Here is a 24,732-nt window from a genome sequence, read left to right on the forward strand (position 1 = left end):
GCGTTTTTAAAATTTTTATATTATAAACAAAAGTTTAAATTAATTTTTTAATTGATTTTCAATGTTTATTATCGACAGCTAAATTATTTTTTTGGCTGATACTGATATCGTTTTTAGCCGGGAAGCATCTGGCGGCGTTGTTGGCTAAGTTTTCGGTATTGTTGCGGCGACATGCCGACATATTTGCCGAACGTGCTGTAAAAACGACTACTCGAACGAAAGCCTGCCGTCAGTGCAATATCGAGAATACTTTTATCGGTATCGCTCAGTAATGCGCGAACGTGGTTGATGCGCATCGCAGTAATGTACTGTTTCATCGTCAACTGCATGACCCGCTGAAATATCCCCATTGCATAATTGGCATTAAGTTTGACGTGCTCGGCCACATCGTTGATGGTCAGCGCCTGATCATAGTTATCCGCAATAAAGCCCAGCATCTGGCTGACATAAAACTGCGCATGGCGCGAGACGCTATTTTTGTGCGTGCGCGAAGTTTTATTGACCAGAATAGGCTCCCAGCCGGAGAGGCTAAATCGCTTGAGCATCAGGCCAATTTCATCAATGGCGAGCTGGCGGATTTGCTCGTTTGGGTTGTTCAACTCCTGCTGCCAGCGGCGTACTTCAAACGGACTAAGTTGCTGTGCCACCAGTGATTTAATCACCATGCCGTGAGTCACATGGTTTATAAGGTCTTTATCCAGTGGCCAGGAGAGAAACAAATGCATTGGCAGATTAAAAATTGCCATGCTCTTGCAGGTTCCGGTATCGGTTAGCTGGTGCGGCGTACAGGCCCAGAACAGCGTGATATGGCCTTGATTGATACTTACGTGTTCATTGTTGATCAGGTATTCCACATCGCCATCGAAAGGCACATTTACCTCAACCTGACCATGCCAGTGGCTGGAGGTCATGACATGCGGCGCGCGAAATTCAATTTCCATCCGCTGATATTCCGAGTATAGCGACAGCGGGCTGCGGGTCTGCTTTTCATCACTGCTGCACATAAATGTGTCTGTATTCATCGATAGCCCTCTTTCCTGGATTATCAGAATCATGGCAGAAGTTGGCAGGGGTGACTGCGAATGACGACACAAAACGTAAAGAGAGAGGAATGGACAGGGCTTTATAAGGGCTAATTACTCTGTTTTTTAGGCAATTTATTCCCGAAAACTCAGATTTACTGCTAAGCAACCCAGGATCTGAGTTTTTGGGAATGCTCAACGGGGAAGCCGGAGGTTTTCTGCGAAATCGCCTGCCATGATGAAATCATTCAAGCAAGCCAGGAGACCTGAATGATGTCTGCACCCAAAATTACTTTTATCGGCGCTGGTTCGACGATTTTCGTTAAAAATATTCTTGGTGATGTGTTTCATCGCGAGGCGCTGAAAACGGCGCATATTGCCCTGATGGATATCGATCCCACCCGCCTGGAAGAGTCGCACATTGTGGTGCGTAAGCTGATGGATTCAGCAGGAGCCAGCGGCAAAATTACCTGTCATACCCAACAGAAAGAAGCCTTACAGGATGCTGATTTCGTGGTGGTGGCATTTCAGATTGGCGGTTATGAACCCTGTACGGTCACCGATTTTGAGGTTTGTAAGCGTCACGGTCTGGAACAAACTATTGCCGACACGTTGGGGCCGGGCGGCATTATGCGCGCGCTGCGTACCATTCCGCATCTGTGGCAGATTTGTGAGGACATGACGGAAGTGTGCCCCGACGCCACCATGCTGAACTACGTTAACCCGATGGCGATGAATACCTGGGCAATGTATGCCCGCTATCCGCATATCAAACAGGTAGGGTTGTGCCATTCGGTGCAGGGAACGGCGGAAGAACTGGCGCGCGATCTCAATATCGATCCCGCTACACTGCGTTATCGTTGTGCAGGTATCAACCATATGGCGTTCTACCTGGAGCTGGAGCGCAAAACCGCAGACGGCAGTTACGTGAATCTCTATCCGGAACTGCTGGCAGCCTATGATGCGGGCCAGGCACCGAAGCCGAATATTCATGGTAATCCCCGCTGCCAGAATATTGTGCGCTATGAAATGTTCAAAAAGCTGGGCTACTTCGTCACGGAATCATCAGAACACTTTGCTGAATATACGCCGTGGTTTATTAAGCCAGGCCGTGAGGATTTGATTGAACGTTATAAAGTGCCGCTGGATGAGTACCCGAAACGCTGCGTTGAGCAACTGGCGAACTGGCATAAAGAGCTGGAGGAGTATAAGAATGCGTCCCGGATTGATATTAAACCGTCGCGGGAATATGCCAGCACAATCATGAACGCTATCTGGACCGGTGAACCGAGTGTGATTTATGGCAACGTTCGTAACGATGGCCTGATTGATAACCTGCCGCAAGGATGTTGCGTGGAAGTCGCCTGTCTGGTTGATGCTAATGGCATTCAGCCGACTAAAGTCGGTACGCTACCTTCGCATCTGGCAGCACTGATGCAAACCAATATCAACGTACAAACGCTGCTGACGGAAGCGATTCTCACGGAAAATCGTGACCGTGTTTACCACGCCGCGATGATGGATCCGCACACCGCCGCTGTGCTGAGCATTGACGAAATTTATGCTCTTGTTGACGACCTGATTACCGCCCACGGCAACTGGCTACCCGGCTGGTTGCACCGCTAATACGCTACTGCGCCGGGGTATGTCTTCCGGCGCACACCTCTGACGATACCAATAACAGAAGGCGGGCGTTGGTAACAGCGACCCGATACCCTATGAGCATTTCAATGACGACAAAACTCAGTTATGGATTTGGAGCGTTCGGGAAGGATTTTGCGATCGGCATTGTGTATATGTACCTGATGTATTACTACACCGATGTTGTCGGGCTGTCGGTTGGTTTGATTGGTACTTTGTTTCTGGTGGCGAGGATCTGGGATGCTATTAACGATCCGATTATGGGGTGGATCGTAAATGCTACGCGATCGCGATGGGGTAAGTTTAAGCCCTGGATCCTGATCGGTACGTTGGCTAACTCTGTAATCTTATTTCTTCTCTTTAGCGCGCATCTGTTTGAAGGTACTACTCAGATTGTCTTTGTTTGCGTGACCTACATTCTTTGGGGCATGACTTACACCATAATGGATATTCCCTTCTGGTCACTGGTTCCAACCATAACCCTCGATAAACGTGAGCGAGAACAACTGGTTCCTTATCCGCGCTTTTTTGCCAGTCTGGCGGGTTTTGTTACGGCAGGCGTGACGCTGCCATTTGTTAATTATGTCGGCGGCGGCGATCGGGGATTTGGCTTTCAGATGTTCACACTGGTGCTGATTGCGTTTTTTATTGTGTCGACCATCATCACTCTGCGTAATGTGCATGAAGTCTTTTCGTCAGATAATCAATCGTCTGTCGGAGAAAAACACCTGACACTAAAAGCCATCATTGCGCTTATTTATAAAAACGATCAGCTTTCCTGCCTGTTGGGAATGGCTCTTGCTTATAATATTGCCAGCAACATTATCACCGGCTTTGCTATCTATTATTTCTCGTATGTTATCGGTGATGCGGATCTGTTTCCCTATTACCTGTCGTATGCGGGAGCAGCTAACCTGGTGACGTTAGTGTTCTTCCCGCGTTTAGTTAAATCATTATCCCGACGTATTTTATGGGCCGGAGCCTCTATTCTTCCGGTATTAAGCTGTGGTGTTCTTCTGTTGATGGCATTAGTGGGCTATCACAACGTCGCTCTTATTGTGATAGCCGGTATTTTGCTGAATGTGGGGACGGCGCTGTTCTGGGTATTACAGGTCATCATGGTGGCAGATACCGTTGACTACGGTGAATATAAATTGCACATCCGCTGTGAGAGCATTGCTTATTCCGTGCAGACGATGGTGGTGAAGGGCGGTTCGGCATTTGCGGCTTTTTTCATTGCAGTTGTGTTGGGGATGATTGGCTATGTCCCGAATGTTGAACAGTCTACGCAAGCCATATTAGGTATGCAGTTTATTATGATTGCTCTACCTGCTCTGTTCTTCATGGTCACGCTGATTCTCTACTTCCGTTTCTATCGCCTCAATGGCGACACGCTGCGCAGGATCCAGATCCATCTGCTGGATAAATATCGTAAAGTGCCCCCCGTACCTGTTCATGCTGATATTCCGGTCGGTGCAGTGAGCGATGTGAAAGCCTGACGGACGTTGGCAATAGCGAATGAAAACATTGCCTGATGCGACGCTGGCGCGTCTTATCAGGCCTACAATAAGAAATGTAATTGATTGAATTTGCACATTTTGTGGGCAAAATAAGGCGTTTACGCCGCATCCGGCATAAACAAAACGCAGGTTGTCATCCGGTTATCAAGCCATAGCGCCGTAACTGGTGGCAGTGAAAGCGAGCGAGGAATATCACCGCGGTTAATGCGCCCAGCAGCGCACAGAACATATCGGATTGCGTATCCCACTGGTCGCCCTGGGTGCCGAGAAAATCATCCGCGCCCTGGCCCATCGCCAACGCTGCCCACCACTCAACCAATTCATACATTGCGCTTATCGCCAGCGCCACGCAGCAGACCAGAAACGCTACCATTTTACGTCCGCGCACGTACATCCCACGCACAAGGATCTCTCGCGCCACCAGTGCAGGCACCAGCCCCTGAAAAAAGTGCCCCAGCTTGTCATACGGATTACGACTCAGCCCCAGCCATTCCTGCACTTCAAAACCGATGGGAACTTTTGCGTAGGTATACTGACCGCCAACCATCAGGATGATGGCGTGAAAGAAAATCAGCGTATAGAGCAAGGGCGTTAATGGATAACGTCTGGCGGTGGCAAGCAGCAACGGTACGACAATAATCACTGGCGTCACTTCCATCAACCAGGTCAGTTTGTCATGAGCCGAAATGCCGGTGTAAATCAGGATGAATGTTAGCGCCAACGCGCCAGTGTTAAGAATTAACGGCTTGAGTGTGCGGATCATGGTGAGTTCGCAAGTCAGGGAAAATACTGACTATTCACCAGTAAGCGTGAAATTACAATCGCAAAAGAGGTGGCCCGGGGGGATCACCTGGCAGTATACCGCCAGGCGCCGGGCCGAAGAGGTTACTTAGTGCAGTTCGCGCACTGTTGATTGACGATCTGCTGGAAGAAGTCGTTGCCCTTGTCATCGACCAGGATAAACGCCGGGAAATCTTCCACTTCGATTTTCCAGATAGCTTCCATACCCAGCTCCGGATAGGCAACACATTCCAGATGCTTAATGCTCTGCTGTGCCAGCACTGCCGCCGGGCCGCCAATGCTGCCGAGGTAGAAGCCGCCGTGTTTATGACAAGCGTCGGTGACCTGCTGACTGCGGTTACCTTTCGCCAGCATGATCATGCTGCCGCCGTGGGATTGCAGCAGATCCACATAGGAGTCCATACGTCCTGCGGTAGTTGGGCCAAGTGAACCGGAAGGATAACCAGCAGGCGTTTTGGCCGGACCTGCGTAGTAGATCGGGTGATCTTTGATGTACTGCGGCAGTTCTTTACCGGCGTCGATCAGTTCTTTCAGCTTAGCGTGCGCAATATCGCGACCAACGATAATCGTGCCGGTGAGCGACAAACGGGTGGAAACCGGATACTGCGAAAGCTGGGCGAGGATCTCTTTCATCGGACGGTTAAGGTCGACTTTCACCGCTTCGCCTTCACCTGCCTGACGTAGCTCTTCCGGAATGTACTGGCCTGGGTTGTGCTCCAGTTTTTCTATCCAGATACCTTCGCGGTTGATTTTTGCTTTGATGTTACGGTCAGCGGAGCAGGAGACGCCCATACCTACCGGGCAGGATGCGCCGTGACGCGGCAGACGGATCACGCGGATGTCGTGGGCGAAGTATTTACCGCCAAACTGCGCGCCGAGGCCGAGCTTCTGGGCTTCTTCCAGTAGTTCCTGTTCAAGCTGGACATCGCGGAATGCCTGACCGTGTTCGTTCCCTTCCGTCGGCAGTTCATCGTAATAGTGAGCACTTGCTAACTTAACGGTTTTCAGGTTGGTTTCAGCGGAAGTTCCACCAATCACAAATGCGATATGGTACGGCGGGCAGGCTGCGGTGCCGAGGGTGCGCATTTTCTCAACGAGGAAGTTTTTCAGTTTGCCGGGGGTTAGCAGGGCTTTCGTTTCCTGGTAGAGATACGTTTTGTTGGCAGAGCCGCCACCTTTGGCAACGCAGAGGAATTTGTACTCGTCGCCATCTACCGCGTACAGGTCGATTTGCGCAGGCAGGTTAGTGCCGGTGTTAACCTCTTTGTACATATCCAGCGGCGCGTTCTGTGAATAGCGCAGGTTATCTTCGATATAGGTGTTATAGACACCTTTTGACAGGGCTTCTTCATCACCGCCGCCGGTCCATACGCGCTGACCTTTTTTACCGACAATGATCGCGGTGCCGGTATCCTGGCAGGTCGGCAGCACGCCTTTGGCAGCGATTTCAGAGTTTCTCAAGAATTGCAGCGCCACATACTTATCGTTTTCGCTGGCTTCTGGGTCGTGAAGAATAGACGCAACCTGTTTCTGGTGGGCCGGACGGAGCATGAAAGATGCGTCGTGGAAGGCTTGCTGCGCCAGCAGGGTCAGGGCTTCTGGTTCCACTTTCAGAATGGTTTCACCGTCAAATTCGGCAACGCTGACGTAATCGGAGGTGAGCAGATAATATTCGGTATTGTCTTTCCCCATCGGGAAAGGTGCCTGGTAGATAAATGGTTTGTTTGACATAGCTTCCAGCCTGTAACTCTGTATTTGTTATACGAAAATTGCGTGCCGCACAGCGACGGGCAGCACGCATAGTGCAATTACAAGAACCCGTACATCGCGGCGAAGATCCAGCCAAAGACGCAGGATACGCTCACGCCAATCAACCCTGGCAGAATGAAGCTGTGGTTGATGACGAAGCGACCGATGTGGGTGGTTCCGGAACGGTCAAACTGAATCGCTGCCAGGTCGCTAGGATAGGTCGGCAGGATGTAATAACCGTAGCAAGCCGGTGCTGAAGCCACGATGTATGCCGGGTCAACGCCGATCGCCAGTGCAACCGGAACAATGGCTGCCAGCGCTGCGGCCTGGGAGTTCACAAACTTGGAGACCAGCAACAGAACAATGGCATAAGCCCACGGATACTCTTTCACCATTTCGCCCAGTACGCCCTGAATTTCAGACATATGCGCACCGAACATGGTTTCCGCCATCCACGCGATACCGTACACCGCCACGATGGCGATCATACCGGAACGGAAGACTTCGTTTTTTGAGATAGACGCGGGATTGGTTTTGGTCAGGATAATAATCAGCGCCCCGGTCAGCAGCATAAACATCTGAATAACCAGTACCATTGATAGCGGTTTGCCACCAAAAGATGGACGCAGGTCTGAATCAGCACCGAGAAGCGCGACCACGGCGATTGCCCCGAGGAAGATCCACATTGCCAGCCAGTTGCTTTTCGGCAGTTTTTTATCCAGCAGCGTAGCGGTATCACCGTAAACATACTCTCGGTTTTCCGGTACAGAGATGAATTTCTGGAATTCTTCGTCTTTATCCAGATCTTTACCGCGGAACCAACTGAAGATACCGATCGCCAGGATTCCTAACAAGGTAGATGGGATGGTGATAGCGAGCAGGTCAAGGAATTCAAGATGACGACCGTCAAAGGTGACGTTACCCAGCATTGCGACGAGTGATACTACCGCAACGGACACCGGACTGGCGATAATTCCCATTTGCGCGCCGATAGAACTCGCCGCCATCGGGCGTTCCGGGCGAATGTTGTTCTTAATGGCGACGTCATAGATGATCGGTAGAATGGTGTAGACCACGTGGCCAGTACCGCAAAGAATGGTCAGTATACAGGTGACAAACGGCGCGACAATGGAGACATATTTCGGGTTGCGGCGCAGCAGTTTTTCGGCAATTTGCAGCATGACGTCAAGGCCGCCAGAGGCTTGCAAGGTCGCAGATGCCGCCACCACCGCGATGATGACCAGCATTACATCAACGGGGGGTTTACCCGGCTGAAGGTGGAAGACGAAGACCAGAATGACCAGGCCGATACCGCCTAATAACCCCAGCGCGATACCGCCCTTTCTGGCACCATAAAACAGACATATCAGTATTATGATAAGTTGGATAGTAAATAACATGTGTGAACCCTCGCGATAATCCCATTTAAATTCTTGTCGAATAGATCACAGTCACGTTCTGTTTTGGATGAACTGTTTTCAGAGCCTGACTAAATATCCGTTTGGTCGTTACTGGCTTGAGTAAATACTTCACAGTAAATATTGGCTGATTAAAACAGCAGAAAATTTATGCACTGTGATAAGTGACTTTTTCAGAGAGAAATACTCTCTGGCGATGGGTTTATCGTTTATGTTTTGCAGATGTTAATGACTTGTTTGTTTGCTATCTTGTTGATATTTATCAGTCTGTTTTTGTTCTACAGGAAGATGTCATTAAGTTTATAGATTATTCTGATCTACCTATTTGTGGGTAAAAATACACATAATGCAGGTAACATAATAGTTAATTAACTTTTGTTAGCGTTTTGAAATTAAAAACTCTATTTATCCGAAAGGATATTAATTTGCTGGACTGAAGAAGGGAAATTATATTTGATCTGGCACAAGTTTTACTGATAGGGGATGTAACTTGTGCCAGTGCTGGTTTGCGTTACTACAATAATTGTTACTTCCAGATAACGAATAACGCTTTATTGACAATATTGCTTCAGTAATGAGTAATGCTCTGCCTGAATACGGTAACGATAAACCGGACGACCAGTGACACCATAATGGATGCTGGTAACTAAGATGTGGCAATTCACCAGCCAGATCAAATATTTACGGCACGAAACGCGTGAGATGTTAACCTCGTTGGCCAACTCGTCGGTTGAAAACTCATAGTCCTGATGAGCGTCAATCCACTGGCACAGCGTGCGTAAAGTCTGTGGCGTTAAGCCTTTCGGCAGACGACGCGTATCCTGTTCGTTGGATGAACTGCCATGAATTAGCTGGTCCAGTTCCGCCTGGTCGTAATACTGCTGCTTCTCCAGCGCCATTTTTTTTTGTCGCCAGCCGGTGAGTGCCTCTTCAAAACGTGATGCCTGGAAGGGTTTAATCAGGTAATCAACGACGCCGTAATGTAGTGAATCTTTAATAGTTGCGGCATCGGCAGCGGAAGAGATGACAATCACATCGCTTTTGCAGTGAGCGTTGTGCAGGGCGGGCAGTAAATCGAGTCCATTCTCTTTTTGCATATAGATATCGAGTAATATCAGGTCGATGGAGGTGTCGCTGTTGAAGATAATCTCTTTGGCTTTCTCAAGCGTAGAGGCGGTGCCGCAGCACTGAAAGCCCGGTATCTGTGCGACATAGCGGCGATTTAGTTCCGCTACCATTGCGTCGTCATCGATAATTAATACATTAATCATTTGCTCGACCTCTCCCCATCCCAGGGTAATTGGACAAAAAATTGTGTGAAAATTCCGGGTTCTGATTCCACGGCAATGCTGCCGCCGAGATTTTCAACCTGTTGTTTGACAAGTGCCAGACCGATGCCTCGTTCGCTTCCTTTTGTCGAGACACCTTTGTCAAAAATGTGATCGATTTTATCGGGGGGAATCCCCGGCCCATCATCGTTAATTTCACAGTGCAGCAAGCCGTGACGATAGTGTAACGTGACGCTGATTTCGCCACCAGGTTGCGGCCCTAATGCCTCCAGCGCGTTTTCTATCAGGTTTCCCAGCGTGGTAATTAGCGTCGCGACCTGATCTTCACTACCACTGTCTGGCAACTGGCTTTCACTGTTTAAAATCAGCGTATGGCCTAAATCGGTCGCACGGTTAATCTTGCTGATTAAAAAACCAGCGATAACCGGAGATTTGATCTTACCCAGCAGAGAGCCAATCTCTTCCTGATAGTTGTTGGCTGTTTTGAGAATGTAATCTTCCAACTGCTTATAACTCTTCAGATGCAATAATCCGAGAATCACGTGCAATTTGTTCATAAATTCGTGGGATCGTTCACGAAGGGCATCGGCATAGTTGACCAGACCGTCCAACCGTTGCATCAGCTTACGAACTTCTGTTTTGTCTCTGAAGGTAGAGATGGCTCCGATGATAATGCCATTACTGCGCACCGGAACGGTGTTGATCAGTAAGAGTCTGTCTTTAACGGTCACCTCTTCATCTCGTCGCGGCGTGCCGTCGCGTAACACTTCCGAGACATCAACTACCTGCGACCATGCCTGACTAAGTGTCGATAACTTTTCGTCATCCTGCGATTTGTGGTAGTTGAGCAGTTCTTGCGCGGCATCATTAATTAGTGTGACTTCGCCACGAGCGTCCACGGCAACGACGCCTTCCTTGATCGATTGCAGCATTGCCTGGCGTTGCTCAAACAGAGTAGAGATTTCGTAGGGTTCCAGGCCGAACAGGATGCGCTTAAGTACTTTGACCAGTATCCAGGTGCCCAGACCGCCAACCAGCACACCGAATAAAATTGACCAGATAATGCTCCAGCGGCTGTCATTGATCTGCTGTGTTACACGGCTTAACTCCAGACCAATCGCCACCACGCCGATCTGTTTATGATTTTCGTCGTAGACAGGGGTAAATACGCGTAAGGCTTGCGCCAGAAAACCGTGATTAATAGCAACATTTTCCTCGCCGTTCAAAGCTTTAAGGATGTCATCACCTTTAAATGGCTGACCAATTCGCGGGGCTTCAGGGTGTGAGTAGCGAAGACTTTGCATATCGGTAATGACAATAAACAGCAGATCGTTCCGTTTGCGTACATCTTCAGCGATGGCCTGGATACCGCTCTCCTGCGGTGTTTTTTGTAAGCCCCGTCGGATTTCCGGCGAGTCAGCAAGGGTTCGCGCCACAGCCAGCGCCTTGTTGGCTAGTCCGTCACGCGTCATATCGCTGATCTGCGAGAAGTAAATCAGATGCACTACCAGCAACACCGAGAACAGCACTGCGCTGACCATTAAGATCACCGTGGTACTGAGTTTCATCGGACGTTTGCGTAACATGCGGCAGGGCAGTGAATGTCTCATCAGCTTCCTTGTATGACAAATTTCCTAAGCATTATCCCTGATGATGCGGGTAATTCAAAGGGAGTAAGGGGGATTGGCTATTTGGAGCAGAGGAGCTGGTCATTGAAACTGCCAGTGTCGTCTGGCGATTCGGGAGCTATGCTTATAGCGAAAACCATACTTTTGATGGGGGAAGGTCATGGATCAAGCTCTACTGGATGATGGTTATCGCTGCTATACCGGCGAAAAGATAGATGTCTGGTTCAACACCGCGATGTGTCAGCATTCCGGCAACTGCGTACGTGGCAACGGCAAGTTATTTAATCTCAAACGTAAGCCGTGGATTATGCCGGATGAAGTTGACGTCGCTACCGTAGTGAACGTTATTGATACGTGCCCAAGTGGCGCACTGAAATACCGTCATAAATAAGCGAGGGAAAAATGGAAATACGTGAGGGCCATAATAATTTTTATATTAATGATGCGCAGGGAAAGCAAATAGCAGAAATTGTCTTTGTGCCAACCGGAGAAAATTTAGCCATTATCGAACATACCGATGTTGATGAAAGTTTGAAAGGGCAGGGGATTGGTAAACAACTGGTGGCAAAAGTCGTGGAAAAAATGCGCCGGGAGAAACGAAAAATTATCCCGCTGTGTCCGTTTGCGAAACACGAATTTGATAAAACGCGTGAGTATGATGATATTCGTAACTGATGGGAGAGTGTGGAGTAATGATATTTTCATGTTCTGCGTAACGTCATTCAGGAGAGTATCTGAAGGGTAGGGGGATGCACAAATAATGGTCAGAGAGAGCGTTTTTTTGTCCCAAATCATCCCCTCTATTGAGCAAAAAAAAAAGAATATCTCCTATATGAGAATCATCAATCGGGGTTAATAAACTTTGCATCCCCAGGGCGTATAATATTGATAGGAGTCATTTTATGGAAGGTATAAACAGGTTCAAAACTTACGTTGTTTCTTTTGATTATCCATCATCTTATTACTCAGTTTTCTTAAGGTTAAGGTCGTTAATGTATGATATGGATTTCTCCTCTATAGTTGCTGATGAATATGGAATACCACGACAATTGAATGAGAATGCTTTCGCAATAACGACATCATTAGCCGCAAGTGAAATTGAAGATTTAATCAGGCTCAAATGCTTAGACTTACCAGATATTGATTTTGACCTCAACATTATGATAGTCGATGACTATTTCCGTCAGTTCTACAAATAGATGGGAAGGATAAGAAGATATTCAAAATGGCACTATTCTCTAAAATATTAATTTTTTATGTGATTGGTGTGAACATATCCTTTGTCATTATCTGGTTTCTCTCACATGAGAAAACACATATTCGTTTACTTAGTGCATTCCTGGTAGGAATAACCTGGCCAATGAGCCTGCCCGTGGCATTACTTTTTTCTCTCTTTTAGGAGCTGTGGTTGAGTGGACCCGCTGGTTATCTTGAAACGAAGCGTCTCTCCTCAAAGCTGGACTTGCGGAACGACGAACGAAGCAGTCATCAGGCTGCTTCGTTCATTAAAGTAAAACTTATTTCTGTGGGCGCATAGCCGGGAAGAGAATAACGTCGCGGATAGTATGACTGTTAGTAAACAGCATAATCATTCGGTCGATACCAATACCTAAACCAGCGGTTGGCGGCAGACCATATTCCAGCGCAGTAACGTAATCTTCATCGTAGAACATGGCTTCGTCGTCACCTGCAGCTTTAGCGTTAACCTGCTCCTGGAAACGTTCGGCCTGATCTTCTGCGTCGTTTAATTCGCTAAAACCATTACCGATTTCACGACCACCGATGAAGAATTCAAAACGGTCGGTGATTTCCGGGTTAACATCATTACGGCGCGCCAGCGGCGACACTTCCGCCGGATACTCAGTAATAAAGGTTGGCTGAATCAGATGTGCTTCTGCCACTTCATCAAAGATTTCGGTGACAATACGTCCCAGCCCCCAGCTTTTCTCTACCGTAATACCGATAGATTCGGCTAATGCTTTAGCGGCATCAAAATTATCCAGGTCTGCCATATCGGTTTCTGGACGATATTTTTTGATTGCTTCGCGCATGGTGAGTTTTTCAAACGGTTTGCCAAAATCAAACACATGCTCACCATAAGTGACTTTAGTTGTACCCAGTACCTCTTGTGCCAGGGTGCGGAACAGTGACTCCGTCAGTTCAATCAAATCGTGGTAATCCGCATACGCCATGTAGAGCTCCATCATCGTGAACTCAGGATTATGACGAACAGAAATACCTTCATTACGGAAGTTACGGTTGATTTCGAATACTCGTTCAAAACCACCTACAACCAGGCGTTTCAGATACAACTCTGGCGCAATACGCAGGTACATATCCAAATCAAGAGCATTGTGATGGGTAATAAATGGGCGAGCAGATGCCCCACCTGGAATTACCTGCATCATCGGGGTTTCTACTTCCATAAACCCACGAGCGACCATGAACTGGCGGATAGCGGCCAGAATTTTTGAACGAACAACAAAAGTTTGACGGGATTTATCGTTAGCGATCAGGTCCAGATAACGTTGACGATAACGGACTTCCTGGTCCTGTAAGCCATGAAATTTATCTGGCAAGGGACGCAGTGCCTTAGTCAGCAGGCGTAACTCAGTACAGTGAATGGAAAGCTCGCCAGTTTGTGTCTTAAACAGCGTACCGCGTGCGCCGATAATGTCACCCAAATCCCATTTTTTAAACTGGTCGTTATAAACACCTTCTGGCAGGCTATCTCGCGCAACGTACAGTTGAATACGGCCACCTACATCCTGCAACGTTACAAAGGAGGCTTTCCCCATGATGCGACGGGTCATCATTCGGCCAGCAACCGAGACTTCAATGTTTAAGGATTCCAGTTCCTGGTTATCCTTCGCATCAAATTCCTCGTGCAACTGGTCAGAGGTATGGTCGCGGCGAAAATCATTGGGAAACGCCACACCTTGCTGACGCAGTGCTGCCAGTTTTTCGCGACGATTTCTCAGTTCATCATTAAAATCAATAGCCTCATTGGCTCCCCGTGTTTCTTGTTCAGACATTTTGGTTCCTCTAAATCCAGCTTTCAATTTAGCGTAGATAAAGAGACAGATCGGTACACTGTATTATCTGCCTCGACTATTAATAACTCAGTTTATCTTATCGAAACCAACGCTCACCTCAAGTTGATATCACTAATAAATAATCATAAAAATAGTTTAAATATCTTATTAATCTTGATTTGCTAGAGTGATTAACTAAAAGTCAATTTATTCATAACCAATTGTTTTCACGGCAGTTAATCGTTGCTTTCCTGTATCATATTGGTCGGCGTGCTAAACAGAAATCGGGTAGCAAAGGCCAATACCACGATGATCGCGACACAAGCCAACGTCCACTCTCCCATCTGGGAAAAGAATCGCTGGTAAGCTGCAATTGCCATACCGCTAATTTGCGACTCTGTCGTCTGTTGTGCCACTACGCCTGCCAGCCAGTTGGCGACCGCGCCTGTTGCCAGCATATAAATACCGGTTAATACGCCAGACATTTTCAGGCGCGTGATTTGCGCAATCGCCACCGGATCAATAAAGAGTTCGGCAAAGCCCATTAGCGCCAACCCGGATATCATCACGCCCATTGACGCTTGACCGCCAGCCGCTGCATGTCGGGCATCAAATGCCAGCAACATAAAGCCACAAGCCATCAGCAGTAAGCCAAAGGCAAACTTCAGCCAGACGCGCAATGTTGAGTTGCCGCGGCTTTCTGGCGACGCCAGCCAGGCAAGTACAACCCCAGCGAGCATCACCGCAATTGCATTCACCGACTGGAATAGCGCAGTAGGTACTTCAATATTGAATGCCTGACGATTCACAAAGCGATCGATAAACAAGCTGATGGTACTGCCGCCCTGTTGTGCCAGTACCCAGAACAACGTCCCGACAAACATCAACAATACAATTTGCCAAAGAGCACGGCGGTGTTCGGGGAATTTGATCATCATGCGGGCAATGATTTGTGCAGCAATAAGGCAAACGATCGCCAGCAAATATCCGGACCAGTCGTTTTCCAGCAATAGGGTAAAAAATACCGGGGCTAAACAGAGCATCACCACCAACCAACTCCATACCGGCAAGGCAAACTTCACGCGAGTGAGTGCTTTTTTATCCATACCTCGCGTGGATTGGAAATGACGATGACCACTCAGGAATATCAACAAACCGATAAACATGCCGCCGCCCGCAAGGGCAAAGCCAACATGCCAACCATACCACTGTGCAGCCAGGCCACAGGCGATGGGGGCGGCGATAGAACCGATATTGCCCGCGGCATATAGCAGCGAAAAACCACCATCACGTCGATGATCGTCCGCGTCATAGAGCTCGCCAAGTAAACAGCTAATGTTTGATTTGAATAAACCGTAACCACAAATAATGATTGCCAGCGCCAGATACAGGCTAAAGGTTGAATTTGTATCAATGCCCAGTACCACATGGCCAAGGGTCATTAACAGCGCGCCGGCAATTACTGCAGTGCGGTTGCCGAGCAGGCGGTCGGCAAGCCAGCCGCCGAGAATAGGGGTAACATAAACCAGAGATGCATATGCGCTGAACAGGCTGATGGCATGGTTATCATCAAAACCAAGCTGATGGGTGAGATAGAGAATGAGTAAGGCACGCATGCCGTAAAAACTGAAGTACTCCCAGATCTGGATCGCCACGATATAGTATATCGCGCGCGGCTGTGAGGGTGTTTTCATGTGTTCTCCTTATGAGCAAAAAAGGGAAGTGGCAAGCCACTTCCCTTGTACGAGCTAATTATTTTTTGTTTTCTTCTTTCAATACCTTAACGGTATAGCGGCCATCAGCCTGACGGTATGCACCGTGAATGTCGGTTTCAAAGCCCGGATAGTGAGCGCCGATTTCACACAGCATCTGCAGGAACTCCAGAACCGGACGGCTTTCTTCGGTGATCATTTCACCCGGCATTACCAGAGGAACTCCCGGCGGATACGGAAGGATCATATTGGCGTTAATACGACCTACCATTTCGTCGAGGTAAACTTCTTCGGTCATACCGTGCAGCTCTTTCTGGAACGCAGCATACGGAGTCATTACCATCGTCGGCAGAACTTCAAATGCGCGATACATCAGATCCGGCAGATTGTGGTGAACAATCAGTTTGTGGATATTCTGCGCCAGTTCCTGAATACGCATGTTTTCATAGAATTCAGGATCTTCACGATACAGAGACGGCAGCATGTTTTTCACACGCAGGTTCAGGTCGAACGCACGTTTGAAGTCAGTCAGAGCACGCAGCAGGCTCAGTGCTTTGGTCTTATCGATACCGATGCTGAACAGGAACAGCAGGTTATACGGACCGGTCTTCTCAACAACGATGCCATGTTCGTCGAGGTATTTCGCCACGATGCTGGCCGGAATACCGAACTCGCTCATGGTGCCGTCTTTTTCCATCCCCGGAGTCAGCAGGGTGACTTTGATCGGGTCAAGATACATGTGTTCATTATCGATGTTTTTGAAGCCGTGCCAGGTGCTGTCAGAACGCAGCGGCCAGCATTCAGTGGTATCGATATGATCCGGCTGCCATACATCAAAGAACCAGCCATCAGATTCCGTTCTCAGGCGTTTGATCTCTTTACGGAACTTGATCGCACGTTCAATGGAACCGTTGATCAGACGCTTACCGGCATTACCTTTCATCATCGCCGCAGCGGTTTCAGTGGAGGCCACGATACCGTAGTGCGGAGAGGTGGTGGTGTGCATCATGTAGGCTTCGTTAAAGGTTTCTTCGTTTACATCACCTTTAACGTGGATCATGGAAGCCTGAGAGAATGCCGCCAGCAGTTTGTGAGTGGACTGGGTTTCATAAATCACTTTCCCTTCTACACGGCCACCGCTCATACCACATTTACCTTCGTAAATTGGAGAGAAGTTGGTGTAAGGCACCCATGCGGAGTCAAAGTGGATGGATTTTACATCCAGTGTTTTCTTGATGAAGTCGGTGTTGTACAGCAGACCATCATAGGTAGAGTTAGTAATTACGGCATGTACCGGCCAGGTTGCGTTTGGTGTTTCTTTAACGCGCTTAGCAATGGTAGCGTGCTGGAATTCACTCTGTGGGATACCACCAAGAATACCGTAAGCGTTACGGGTCGGGCGGAAATAGATTGGTGTAACATCGCTCATCATCATCAGATGGGTCAGCGATTTGTGGCAGTTACGGTCAATCAGAATGGTGCTGCCTGCCGGAGCCGAGTACATACCGACAATTTTGTTGGCAGTGGAAGTACCGTTAGTCACCATGTAGCTGCGGTCTGCGTTAAATACGCGGGCGATATACTGTTCTGCTTCTTTGTGTGGACCGCTGTGATCCAGCAGAGAACCCAGTTCAGATACTGAAATGGAAATATCAGATTTCATGGTGTTCGGACCAAAGAAATCATAGAACAGGCTACCTACCGGGCTTTTCTGGAATGCAGTACCGCCCATGTGACCAGGAGTACAGAAAGTATATTTACCTTCACGAACATATTTAAACAGTGCTTTGGTCAGCGGAGGCAGAATAGTGTTGATATATTCGTCAGTGGTCTGCTTGATCTTGTTAGCAATATCATCAGCAGCACCCAGCGCATATTCAAAGAAGCTAATCTGTAAACGCAGATCGTTCAGGCTTACATCGAGAGTGGAATACGTATTAGCGAACGCGTACAACGGCAGGTTCTCGTTCATTTTGCTAATTTCTTCGCACAGCTCGAGATTATATTTATCCCAGTCAAAAATAACACCGCACAGACGCGCATTGTTTTCGATCAATTTTAATAAGTCGTCACGGTCGTTCGGGTAAACAATCTGGAAGTTCAGACGTTCAAGCGCGCGATGAAGTTCACGGATGGGTTCTTCTTTAAAATAAACCCCCATGTGATTCAATATTGCAATAACGTTCATAGTCATATCTCCAGGTAAAGAAGGCCCCTCCCAACACATGGGACAAAATGAAAGGAGGAGCCTCGGAAAATACTTTTAATTAATGTGCGTTAGATGCTGTGTGGTTATCCATTGAGTGGCTCTGGCGCTCGTGCATTTTGCGAGCGTAGAACATCAGGATAATCAGGCTGACGATGAAGGTTCCTGCCAGCTCGAAGGAGCTTGCACCCATCAGAGCGATGAAGCAGAACACGCAACCCAGTACAGAGCAGATCAGGCTGACAAAGTTGCGGATGTTAACGCCTTCAAAACGAATCAGGTCAACGCAAGAGTAGAAGTACGGCAGCATAGTCAGCAGTACTGCGATACCGGTCAGTTCACCAAACAGGTCAGATGCTTTACCACCGGCAGAGTTCATCAGGGTGATCAGGATCATCAGGGCAGTCATTTTCACAGCAGCCAGCAGCAGACCTTTTTTCGGAATACCGTTGCTGTCGACTTCGCCATAAACTTTCGGGAAGTTACCGTCGTTAGCGGCACGCACACCTGCCTGGCCTACCAGCATCATCCAGGAACCCAGAGACGTCAGGCATGCAAAGGCGGTGAATGCAGAAACCAGCGGCGCAGCCCAGTTACCCAGGATAGTAGAAGCACTGATTGCAAACGGAGCACCGGAAGCTGCCATTACAGAAGACGGATACATACCGGAAAGCACTTGAGTTGCAGCAATATAAACAATACCTGCTAAACCAGTACCCAGCATGGTTGCCAGTGGAACGGTACGTTTCGGGTTTTTAACCATACCCGTACTTACCGCTGCGGATTCCACACCCACAAAGGCCCACAGGCAGAGCAGAATACTTTTAATGATCGCATGGCCATCAGTGGTATTAGCAGTGTTCCAGTTAGCTGCATAAGTTGCAGCATCAAACCAATGCCAGCCAACAATAGCAGTCATAACTACAGGAATAAGAACCAGCACCAGACCAATAGTGGTTAAACGGCTTACCCAAGTACCGCCGAGCATATTTACAAAGGTAAATATCCAGACGATAGCAATACAGGCGATACCCGCCGGGACAGGATCATTTAATACCGGGAAGAAGGTGGAAAGATAAGATACAGCGGTAATACCAATCGCCAGGTTACCAATCCAGTTAGCATGGTAATAAAGAACACCTGTCTGAAAACCAAATGCAGGAGAAATTTCTCCGGCATAAGCAATTGGGCCACCTTGTTGCGGGTTTTTTGTTGCCAGTCGGGCATATACATAAGCCAACGACATTGCACCAATAATAGAGATAATCCAACCCCAGATAGCAATACCACCGATACTTGCAAGGTTCGCAGGTAATAATGCAATACCGCTCCCCATCATATTACCGGCAACAACACCGGTACAGGCAAATAGCCCGATCTTCTTGGCAGAACTCATGCTCTTCTCCTAATTTCATTTTTGAATTTGGAGTCCGGGTCATGATGCGTAACTATTTACTGACCAGACCAAACTGGCGACAAGATTACTCAAAAAAAAAGATTAATCCTAAAGATTAGGTGAAATAATACAAAAGTTTATGTAAGTGAGAATTTGAGCTCTCCATTAACAGATAAGAATCGCAAGTTGATATCATGAAAAGATAAACATTTAATGTTTACAATGGGTTATGTTCAGGTTTGTGGTTAAAATTATGTAATAAAAATTATGCGACAAATAAAATGCCGCAACATATTATACCAATAAAAACACACAAAAATTCAACATCCAGTATTCCCGTGCATGAATCAACGCGGGAGTCACTTATTCTGAAGCGAGAAATTTATCGAGATAAGGAACAACATAAGGAACAGAAGTCTGGAATATACCATTTTCAATCCAGTAAAGGGTGTTTGTACCAGGACGTAAATTAAAGGCTGTGAGATATGCATCAGCAGCTTCACGGTTCATCCCCTTCATTTCGTAAACTTTGCCAAGCAACACATAGTTTAGCCAGGACATTTCAAGATCAATTCCAGTATTTATCGCCTGATACGACTCCTCTATTTTTCCATTTTCCAGGGCACTGACAGCTTTTATTTGATAGAAAATGGCTAGATTATTCATGCCCGGCATTGTAGCAATGTTATCAATTTCTGTATTCAGTGCTGCTAATTGTTTTTCATCTAAAGGGTGCTGAGAATGACGTACTATATCAACTAATGCTTTTTCTGCTCTCGCATAGATAAATTCAGGAGATGATTCAATAATCTCACCTAATAATTCACTGGCACGGTTCAATGATTTTTCATCACCATGCATTAAATAATCATGCGCTTGATAAAAATTAGTTAATAAAGCACCTCGATGAGGCAATATTTGTTGGAACATCTCCTGCATTCGTTGTGGCCACGGTTGATTCAATGCCTTTGATAAACTCTCAAGTAAATCATTTTGAATTGCCAACTGGTTACCGTTAGTGATGACATAACGTTTATCCAGCATGGTTGAACCATCTGCATTGTCTACCAATTTCACCGACATAAAGCACTGCTGAGCGCGGTATTGGCGTTGATTAACAAATGCAATAGATAACGTTTTACCAGAGCTGCTCGGTTCATCAATGTTGTAGTTAATTTTGTCATGCACCATAAAGGTGGAGAAGGTATTAAGTGACGTAGCCACCAAATCGCCCACACCTATCGCGTAAGAGCGCTGATACGGAGAAGTCCAATTGTTACAACTGTTATTCACCATATTAATGTCAATATCGCGTGGATTGAGCAAAATACGCGATTTACTCAAAGGAAGACGCGTTTCCAGGCTGGAGAATGCCACGAGTACGACACAGATACCTAACGACAACAGGAAAAAAAACCATACCCAAAAGGCAGTTAATCGTTTGCATCTAACTGGGGGATGTTCAGGTGGCTTTGGGGGGTATTGGATATCTGGACTGTGGATGGGGGGATCTGTGTCAGGAGTCGCCTCTGGTATAGGAGGAGACGAAGATAACATCATTTCCTCCCCTTCCTCTTCGCTGCACCATATAACCGGAACCATTAATTTATAACCGCGCTTCGGTACAGTAGCGATATAGACAGGACTATCTTCATCATTATCTTTTAATGACTTACGCAGTTCTGAGATACTCTGTGTTACAACGTGATTGGTGACGATACTCCTCTTCCACACATTATCGATAAGTTCATCTCTACTAAGTACTTCACCACTATGTTGAGCAAAGAAAACCAGAAGATCGATTAATCGTGGCTCCAGGGTTAGTTGACGCCCGTTGCGACTTATTTGGTTTATGGACGGAGTAACAAGCCATTCGCCAACGCGAACTACAGGTTGTTGCATAATAGAAACTCACTCGAAAAGGGACTGGCCCAATGATAATTGCCATAACCTATTTTTACCATCTATTGATGAATGTCTTTACATATTATTGGTGAATAGAATACGTTATTCTTACCAGCCATAAACTTCTTGATTACATAGCCTTACGAAAGAACTTTAATGAGAACCAGAAGTAATTTGCCTTACCATCAAAATTCATCATCTTTGCCAAAGAAAAATGTTCAGAAAATAATTCCCGGAAAATGGCCCGAAGCGCTTACTATTTTAATGGATTGTTAGTCTTTGCATGAGCAAACGGACTGATACATTTTTCTTTGTTCGCATTCAGAATCTCATCAGTCGGCGTTCTGTTTATGGATGCATTACGCTCCTGATGACGTCATTTGACGTTCAACAGCATTACGGGGCCGCGCGACATTTCGCGTCAGTCAGTGCTATAGCTTAGGGACAAATTTTCTCGAACCGGGATATACCCGCAAAATGCTGGTGATGTGGGGGAGAATCGGGTTGAGTTCGGCAGAATTGATTTGGAGGCAGAACGCTTAAATTGTGGCGTCCTGAAACGAAAAACGGACCTCCGTGGAGGTCCGTTTATATGAATTTGGTGCCCGGACTCGGAATCGAACCAAGGACACGGGGATTTTCAATCCCCTGCTCTACCGACTGAGCTATCCGGGCAACGGGGCGCATTAAACCGTAATCTGCACATCTCGTCAACCTAATTTCAGTAAAAACGATTCAATTGCTTAAGTTTGCGGCAAATCGCTTGTTTTCTGTATTTCTGTCAGGTCAGTGCCCCGCCCTGACGGCAGCGGGCGAAGCGCAGGATATCTTCCGCCAGTCGGTGTGCGGTGTCGACATCCGCCTGGCTGCGATTCACCAGCATGCGACTTAAACACCCTTCCAGCACCAGTTCCATCTGCTTTGCCACCATTGCCGGGTCGTCAACTTCCAGGGTGGTTAACAGTTCGTGGGTGAAATCATACGCCGCGCTTTTTTGCTGATCGGCCAGTTGATGGATAGGGTGGTCGGGATCGGGATAAAACGTGCAGGCAGCGATAAACAGACAGCCCGGATAGCGGTTGTTTTTAACGCATTCTGATAATGCCTGATAACGCGCCAGCAGCTTTTGTTCAGCAGACTGCGTTTCATCCAGCATCAGTTGACGACGCCAGACATCTATCTGTTGGCTAAGATAGCGCAGCGCATCGTAGAGGATGGCCTCTTTGTCTGGCCAGAAACGCTGGAGCGCTTCCAACGGATAATCCACTCGTTCAGCAACCATCTCCAGCGTAGTGTTAGCAATCCCTTGTAACTCTAATAATTTCAGGGCTTCTCCCAGTACATCTTCACGTTGCACGCTATTTTCCTCCGTCTTTCCCACTGAAGTGTCGTTCACGGTTGGCGATCGCGCAAATGTGCGCTGAAGGTTTCTGCATCCATAAAGCCCGTGACTCGTGCTTGTGGATGCTCCTGACCTTGTCCGTCAAAAAACAGAATCGTCGGTAGGCCAAGGACATTTAGATGTTTTAACAGCGCCACATCTTGTGCGTCGTTGGCAGTGACGTTGGCCTGAAGTAATACCGTGTCTGCTAACGCTTTTTGCACCTGCGGGTCACTGAAGGTGTATTTTTCGAACTCTTTACAGGCGACGCACCAGTCGGCATAGAGATCTAGCATTACCGGTTTGCCTTTGGCTGCAACGAGCGCCTGATTTAACTCATCTACTGTTTTGATTTTTTTAAAGTTGAGATGGGCCTGAGATTGTGCCGTGCTCGTCGCGCCAAACGCCCAATCCTGGAGTGGGCGCACGCTTACCAGCGCGGCTGCCAGCAGGATAATTTGTACCATGCGCATCCAGCCGCGTTTGGCTTGTAAGCTGGAGACAAACGCCCAGCCAAAGAACGCGACGCCAAGCGCCGACCACAAGCGTAATCCCCAGGCATCGCCAATCACCCGCTCCAGCAGGAAGACCGGCAGCGCCAGGATTACAAAACCAAACGCGGTTTTGACCTGTTCCATCCACGGACCGCTTTTCGGCAGCAGACGGTTGCCGAAGACAGTAATGAGTATCAGCGGTAGTCCCATGCCCAGCGCATAGAGATAAAGTGTACCGCCGCCCAGCCACATGTTCCCGCTTTGGGCGATATACAGCAGAATCGCGCTAAGTGGCGCGGTAGTGCATGGTGAACAGATCAATCCGGCAATTGCGCCCATAACAAACACACCGCCAGGCGAGCCGCCTTGCTGGCGATTACTCATCAGCGTGAGGCGTGTTTGTAGGGAAGAGGGAAGTTGCAGGGTAAACAAGCCAAACATCGACATCGCCAGCAAGGTAAAGACGATAGCGAGGCCGATAAGCACGTAAGGATGCTGTAGCGCCGCCTGGAACTGTAATCCCGCGGCGGCAACCACCAGACCCAGTGCCGTGTAAGTCAGCGCCATCCCCTGAACATAAATAAAGGTCAGCAGCAATGCTCTGGCGGTGGATAGCCGCTGTTTACCGCCCAGTACGATGCCGGAAATCAGCGGGTACATCGGCAGCACGCATGGTGTGAAGGCGATGCCGATACCGATCAACAGCGCCCAGAGTGCAGAAAAGGGCAGTTGCGCGGCGGGTTGCTCTTGCTGCGGAACTGGCGCAGGTTGTGGCGCCGCGTTGTTGGTGAGCACTTCGCTTAACGGCACTATTTTAGTTTCTGGCGGATAACAGAAACCGGCGTCGGCGCATCCCTGGTAAGTAATCGTCAACGTCGCACCAGCACCCGCCTGATTGATGGTAACGGGAAGCGTCAGCCGCCCACGGTAAATCTCGCTTTTGCCGTAAAACTCATCTTCATGCCAGACACCTGACGGCAGTTGCACGTCGGCAATCTTCGCCTGTTCAGGCGTAATACGGATCTGTTTACGGTAGAGGTAATAACCGTCTTTGATCTGCCAGCTCAGATTAAGGTCATGCTGGTTTTGCTGAAAATCAAAAGCAAAGGCTTGATCCGCGGGGACAAATTGGGAACGTCCAGGCGCGTCGAATAATCCGGCAAAAACGGAAGTGCTGCAAAATAGCAGGATCAGCGTAAAGATGCGTTGAGCCATGAGAGGTAATCTGTGTCTCCATGTGTAACAGGTAAAACCAGAAGTTCAGGTGTTTGATAAGGATGATGAGCCTTCAGGCATTCCAGCAGTGCCTGCTGGTGAGCTTTATCGGTTTTTAAGATCATCTGTACTTCATATTCCTGTTCCAGCTTACCCTCCCAGTAATAGAGAGAGGTTGCACCGGGGATCAGGGTTGCGCAGGCCGCCAGTTTTTCTGCCAGCGCTTTGGCAGCCAGATCCTGGGCTGTCGCTTCATCCGGCGCGGTACACAGCACCACGACAGACGCGGTATTCGAACTTTTTTCATCAAGCATAAACAC

20 protein-coding genes and 1 tRNA gene are annotated in these 24,732 nt (G+C 47.9%); 6 read left to right on the forward strand and 15 right to left on the reverse strand.

What is annotated here, in order from left to right:
• Positions 1–113 precede the first annotated feature (113 nt).
• Positions 114–1,022, reverse strand: a complete 909-nt coding sequence (melR, locus tag A1SC_RS04365; RefSeq protein WP_016249487.1) for a transcriptional regulator MelR — start codon at positions 1,020–1,022, stop codon at positions 114–116.
• 270 nt (positions 1,023–1,292) lie between these two features.
• Here melR and melA point away from each other — a divergent pair, with 270 nt between their 5' ends.
• Both melA and melB read left to right on the forward strand, forming a co-directional pair.
• Complete coding sequence (melA, locus tag A1SC_RS04360) at positions 1,293–2,648, forward strand: alpha-galactosidase (protein ID WP_000986613.1); 1,356 nt, start codon at positions 1,293–1,295, stop codon at positions 2,646–2,648.
• Between the two features lie 92 nt (positions 2,649–2,740).
• On the forward strand, positions 2,741–4,162 hold the full coding sequence (gene melB / locus A1SC_RS04355) for a melibiose:sodium transporter MelB (RefSeq protein WP_000028086.1): 1,422 nt from the start codon (positions 2,741–2,743) through the stop codon (positions 4,160–4,162).
• Between the two features lie 154 nt (positions 4,163–4,316).
• On the opposite strand, the gene A1SC_RS04350 is transcribed toward melB, so the two are convergent.
• From A1SC_RS04350 to A1SC_RS04330, 5 genes are all read right to left on the reverse strand, one after another.
• A complete protein-coding gene (locus A1SC_RS04350; RefSeq protein ID WP_000621498.1) occupies positions 4,317–4,946 on the reverse strand; it encodes a DUF2238 domain-containing protein in 630 nt (209 codons plus the stop codon).
• Positions 4,947–5,068: 122 nt separating this feature from the next.
• A complete protein-coding gene (gene fumB, locus A1SC_RS04345; RefSeq protein ID WP_016249488.1) occupies positions 5,069–6,715 on the reverse strand; it encodes a class I fumarate hydratase in 1,647 nt (548 codons plus the stop codon).
• Positions 6,716–6,792: 77 nt separating this feature from the next.
• The gene (gene dcuB / locus A1SC_RS04340; RefSeq protein ID WP_000899515.1) at positions 6,793–8,133 is read right to left on the reverse strand and encodes an anaerobic C4-dicarboxylate transporter DcuB; all 1,341 of its coding nucleotides are present in this window, start codon (positions 8,131–8,133) and stop codon (positions 6,793–6,795) included.
• Between the two features lie 569 nt (positions 8,134–8,702).
• Complete coding sequence (gene dcuR, locus A1SC_RS04335; RefSeq protein WP_000611294.1) at positions 8,703–9,422, reverse strand: two-component system response regulator DcuR; 720 nt, start codon at positions 9,420–9,422, stop codon at positions 8,703–8,705.
• Positions 9,419–11,050 (reverse strand): sensor histidine kinase, encoded by a 1,632-nt coding sequence (locus tag A1SC_RS04330; protein ID WP_001216442.1) that lies wholly within the window; start codon positions 11,048–11,050, stop codon positions 9,419–9,421. Before A1SC_RS04330 ends, dcuR begins: the two co-directional genes overlap by 4 nt.
• A 178-nt stretch (positions 11,051–11,228) precedes the next feature.
• Here A1SC_RS04330 and yjdI point away from each other — a divergent pair, with 178 nt between their 5' ends.
• From yjdI to ghoT, 4 genes are all read left to right on the forward strand, one after another.
• Entirely contained in the window at positions 11,229–11,459 is a 231-nt protein-coding gene (yjdI, locus tag A1SC_RS04325) for a 4Fe-4S mono-cluster protein YjdI (protein WP_000371696.1), read from the forward strand.
• Positions 11,460–11,470: 11 nt separating this feature from the next.
• Positions 11,471–11,743, forward strand: coding sequence for a GNAT family N-acetyltransferase (locus A1SC_RS04320; protein WP_000405652.1), 273 nt, complete (start codon positions 11,471–11,473; stop codon positions 11,741–11,743).
• A gap of 227 nt (positions 11,744–11,970) precedes the next feature.
• Entirely contained in the window at positions 11,971–12,267 is a 297-nt protein-coding gene (ghoS, locus tag A1SC_RS0122360; RefSeq protein WP_001517605.1) for a type V toxin-antitoxin system endoribonuclease antitoxin GhoS, read from the forward strand.
• A gap of 26 nt (positions 12,268–12,293) precedes the next feature.
• The gene (ghoT, locus tag A1SC_RS04315) at positions 12,294–12,467 is read left to right on the forward strand and encodes a type V toxin-antitoxin system toxin GhoT (protein ID WP_001173345.1); all 174 of its coding nucleotides are present in this window, start codon (positions 12,294–12,296) and stop codon (positions 12,465–12,467) included.
• A gap of 118 nt (positions 12,468–12,585) precedes the next feature.
• Here the strand turns inward: ghoT and lysS are convergent, their stop codons facing one another.
• From lysS to cutA, 9 genes are all read right to left on the reverse strand, one after another.
• Positions 12,586–14,103, reverse strand: coding sequence for a lysine--tRNA ligase (lysS, locus tag A1SC_RS04310; protein ID WP_001295074.1), 1,518 nt, complete (start codon positions 14,101–14,103; stop codon positions 12,586–12,588).
• 236 nt (positions 14,104–14,339) lie between these two features.
• A complete protein-coding gene (dtpC, locus tag A1SC_RS04305) occupies positions 14,340–15,797 on the reverse strand; it encodes a dipeptide/tripeptide permease DtpC (protein ID WP_001517606.1) in 1,458 nt (485 codons plus the stop codon).
• Between the two features lie 58 nt (positions 15,798–15,855).
• Complete coding sequence (cadA, locus tag A1SC_RS04300) at positions 15,856–18,003, reverse strand: lysine decarboxylase CadA (RefSeq protein ID WP_001517607.1); 2,148 nt, start codon at positions 18,001–18,003, stop codon at positions 15,856–15,858.
• Between the two features lie 79 nt (positions 18,004–18,082).
• Positions 18,083–19,417: a cadaverine/lysine antiporter gene (cadB, locus tag A1SC_RS04295; protein WP_001517608.1), complete on the reverse strand. Its 1,335-nt coding sequence runs from the start codon at positions 19,415–19,417 to the stop codon at positions 18,083–18,085.
• A 363-nt stretch (positions 19,418–19,780) separates the two neighbouring features.
• Complete coding sequence (cadC, locus tag A1SC_RS04290; protein WP_001187163.1) at positions 19,781–21,319, reverse strand: lysine decarboxylation/transport transcriptional activator CadC; 1,539 nt, start codon at positions 21,317–21,319, stop codon at positions 19,781–19,783.
• A 602-nt stretch (positions 21,320–21,921) separates the two neighbouring features.
• A tRNA-Phe gene (locus A1SC_RS04285) sits at positions 21,922–21,997 on the reverse strand.
• Positions 21,998–22,103: 106 nt separating this feature from the next.
• The gene (locus tag A1SC_RS04280) at positions 22,104–22,679 is read right to left on the reverse strand and encodes a transcriptional regulator (RefSeq protein ID WP_001188522.1); all 576 of its coding nucleotides are present in this window, start codon (positions 22,677–22,679) and stop codon (positions 22,104–22,106) included.
• Positions 22,680–22,714: 35 nt separating this feature from the next.
• Positions 22,715–24,412, reverse strand: a complete 1,698-nt coding sequence (dsbD, locus tag A1SC_RS04275; RefSeq protein ID WP_016249490.1) for a protein-disulfide reductase DsbD — start codon at positions 24,410–24,412, stop codon at positions 22,715–22,717.
• On the reverse strand, positions 24,388–24,726 hold the full coding sequence (gene cutA, locus A1SC_RS04270) for a divalent cation tolerance protein CutA (RefSeq protein ID WP_001517610.1): 339 nt from the start codon (positions 24,724–24,726) through the stop codon (positions 24,388–24,390). The genes dsbD and cutA overlap by 25 nt, the downstream gene beginning before the upstream one ends.
• Positions 24,727–24,732: the final 6 nt, after the last annotated feature.

It is taken from the genome of Escherichia sp. KTE52 (genome assembly GCF_000408325.1).
GTDB classification, from domain to species: Bacteria; Pseudomonadota; Gammaproteobacteria; order Enterobacterales; family Enterobacteriaceae; genus Escherichia; species Escherichia marmotae.

Bases quoted from the DNA above. Each gene is read 5' to 3' on its own strand.
- melR (WP_016249487.1), bottom strand. From the start codon at position 1,022: ATGAATACAGACACATTTATGTGCAGCAGTGATGAAAAGCAGACCCGC.
- melA (WP_000986613.1), top strand. From the start codon at position 1,293: ATGATGTCTGCACCCAAAATTACTTTTATCGGCGCTGGTTCGACGATT.
- melB (WP_000028086.1), top strand. From the start codon at position 2,741: ATGAGCATTTCAATGACGACAAAACTCAGTTATGGATTTGGAGCGTTC.
- A1SC_RS04350 (WP_000621498.1), bottom strand. From the start codon at position 4,946: ATGATCCGCACACTCAAGCCGTTAATTCTTAACACTGGCGCGTTGGCG.
- fumB (WP_016249488.1), bottom strand. From the start codon at position 6,715: ATGTCAAACAAACCATTTATCTACCAGGCACCTTTCCCGATGGGGAAA.
- dcuB (WP_000899515.1), bottom strand. From the start codon at position 8,133: ATGTTATTTACTATCCAACTTATCATAATACTGATATGTCTGTTTTAT.
- dcuR (WP_000611294.1), bottom strand. From the start codon at position 9,422: ATGATTAATGTATTAATTATCGATGACGACGCAATGGTAGCGGAACTA.
- A1SC_RS04330 (WP_001216442.1), bottom strand. From the start codon at position 11,050: ATGAGACATTCACTGCCCTGCCGCATGTTACGCAAACGTCCGATGAAA.
- yjdI (WP_000371696.1), top strand. From the start codon at position 11,229: ATGGATCAAGCTCTACTGGATGATGGTTATCGCTGCTATACCGGCGAA.
- A1SC_RS04320 (WP_000405652.1), top strand. From the start codon at position 11,471: ATGGAAATACGTGAGGGCCATAATAATTTTTATATTAATGATGCGCAG.
- ghoS (WP_001517605.1), top strand. From the start codon at position 11,971: ATGGAAGGTATAAACAGGTTCAAAACTTACGTTGTTTCTTTTGATTAT.
- ghoT (WP_001173345.1), top strand. From the start codon at position 12,294: ATGGCACTATTCTCTAAAATATTAATTTTTTATGTGATTGGTGTGAAC.
- lysS (WP_001295074.1), bottom strand. From the start codon at position 14,103: ATGTCTGAACAAGAAACACGGGGAGCCAATGAGGCTATTGATTTTAAT.
- dtpC (WP_001517606.1), bottom strand. From the start codon at position 15,797: ATGAAAACACCCTCACAGCCGCGCGCGATATACTATATCGTGGCGATC.
- cadA (WP_001517607.1), bottom strand. From the start codon at position 18,003: ATGAACGTTATTGCAATATTGAATCACATGGGGGTTTATTTTAAAGAA.
- cadB (WP_001517608.1), bottom strand. From the start codon at position 19,417: ATGAGTTCTGCCAAGAAGATCGGGCTATTTGCCTGTACCGGTGTTGTT.
- cadC (WP_001187163.1), bottom strand. From the start codon at position 21,319: ATGCAACAACCTGTAGTTCGCGTTGGCGAATGGCTTGTTACTCCGTCC.
- dsbD (WP_016249490.1), bottom strand. From the start codon at position 24,412: ATGGCTCAACGCATCTTTACGCTGATCCTGCTATTTTGCAGCACTTCC.
- cutA (WP_001517610.1), bottom strand. From the start codon at position 24,726: ATGCTTGATGAAAAAAGTTCGAATACCGCGTCTGTCGTGGTGCTGTGT.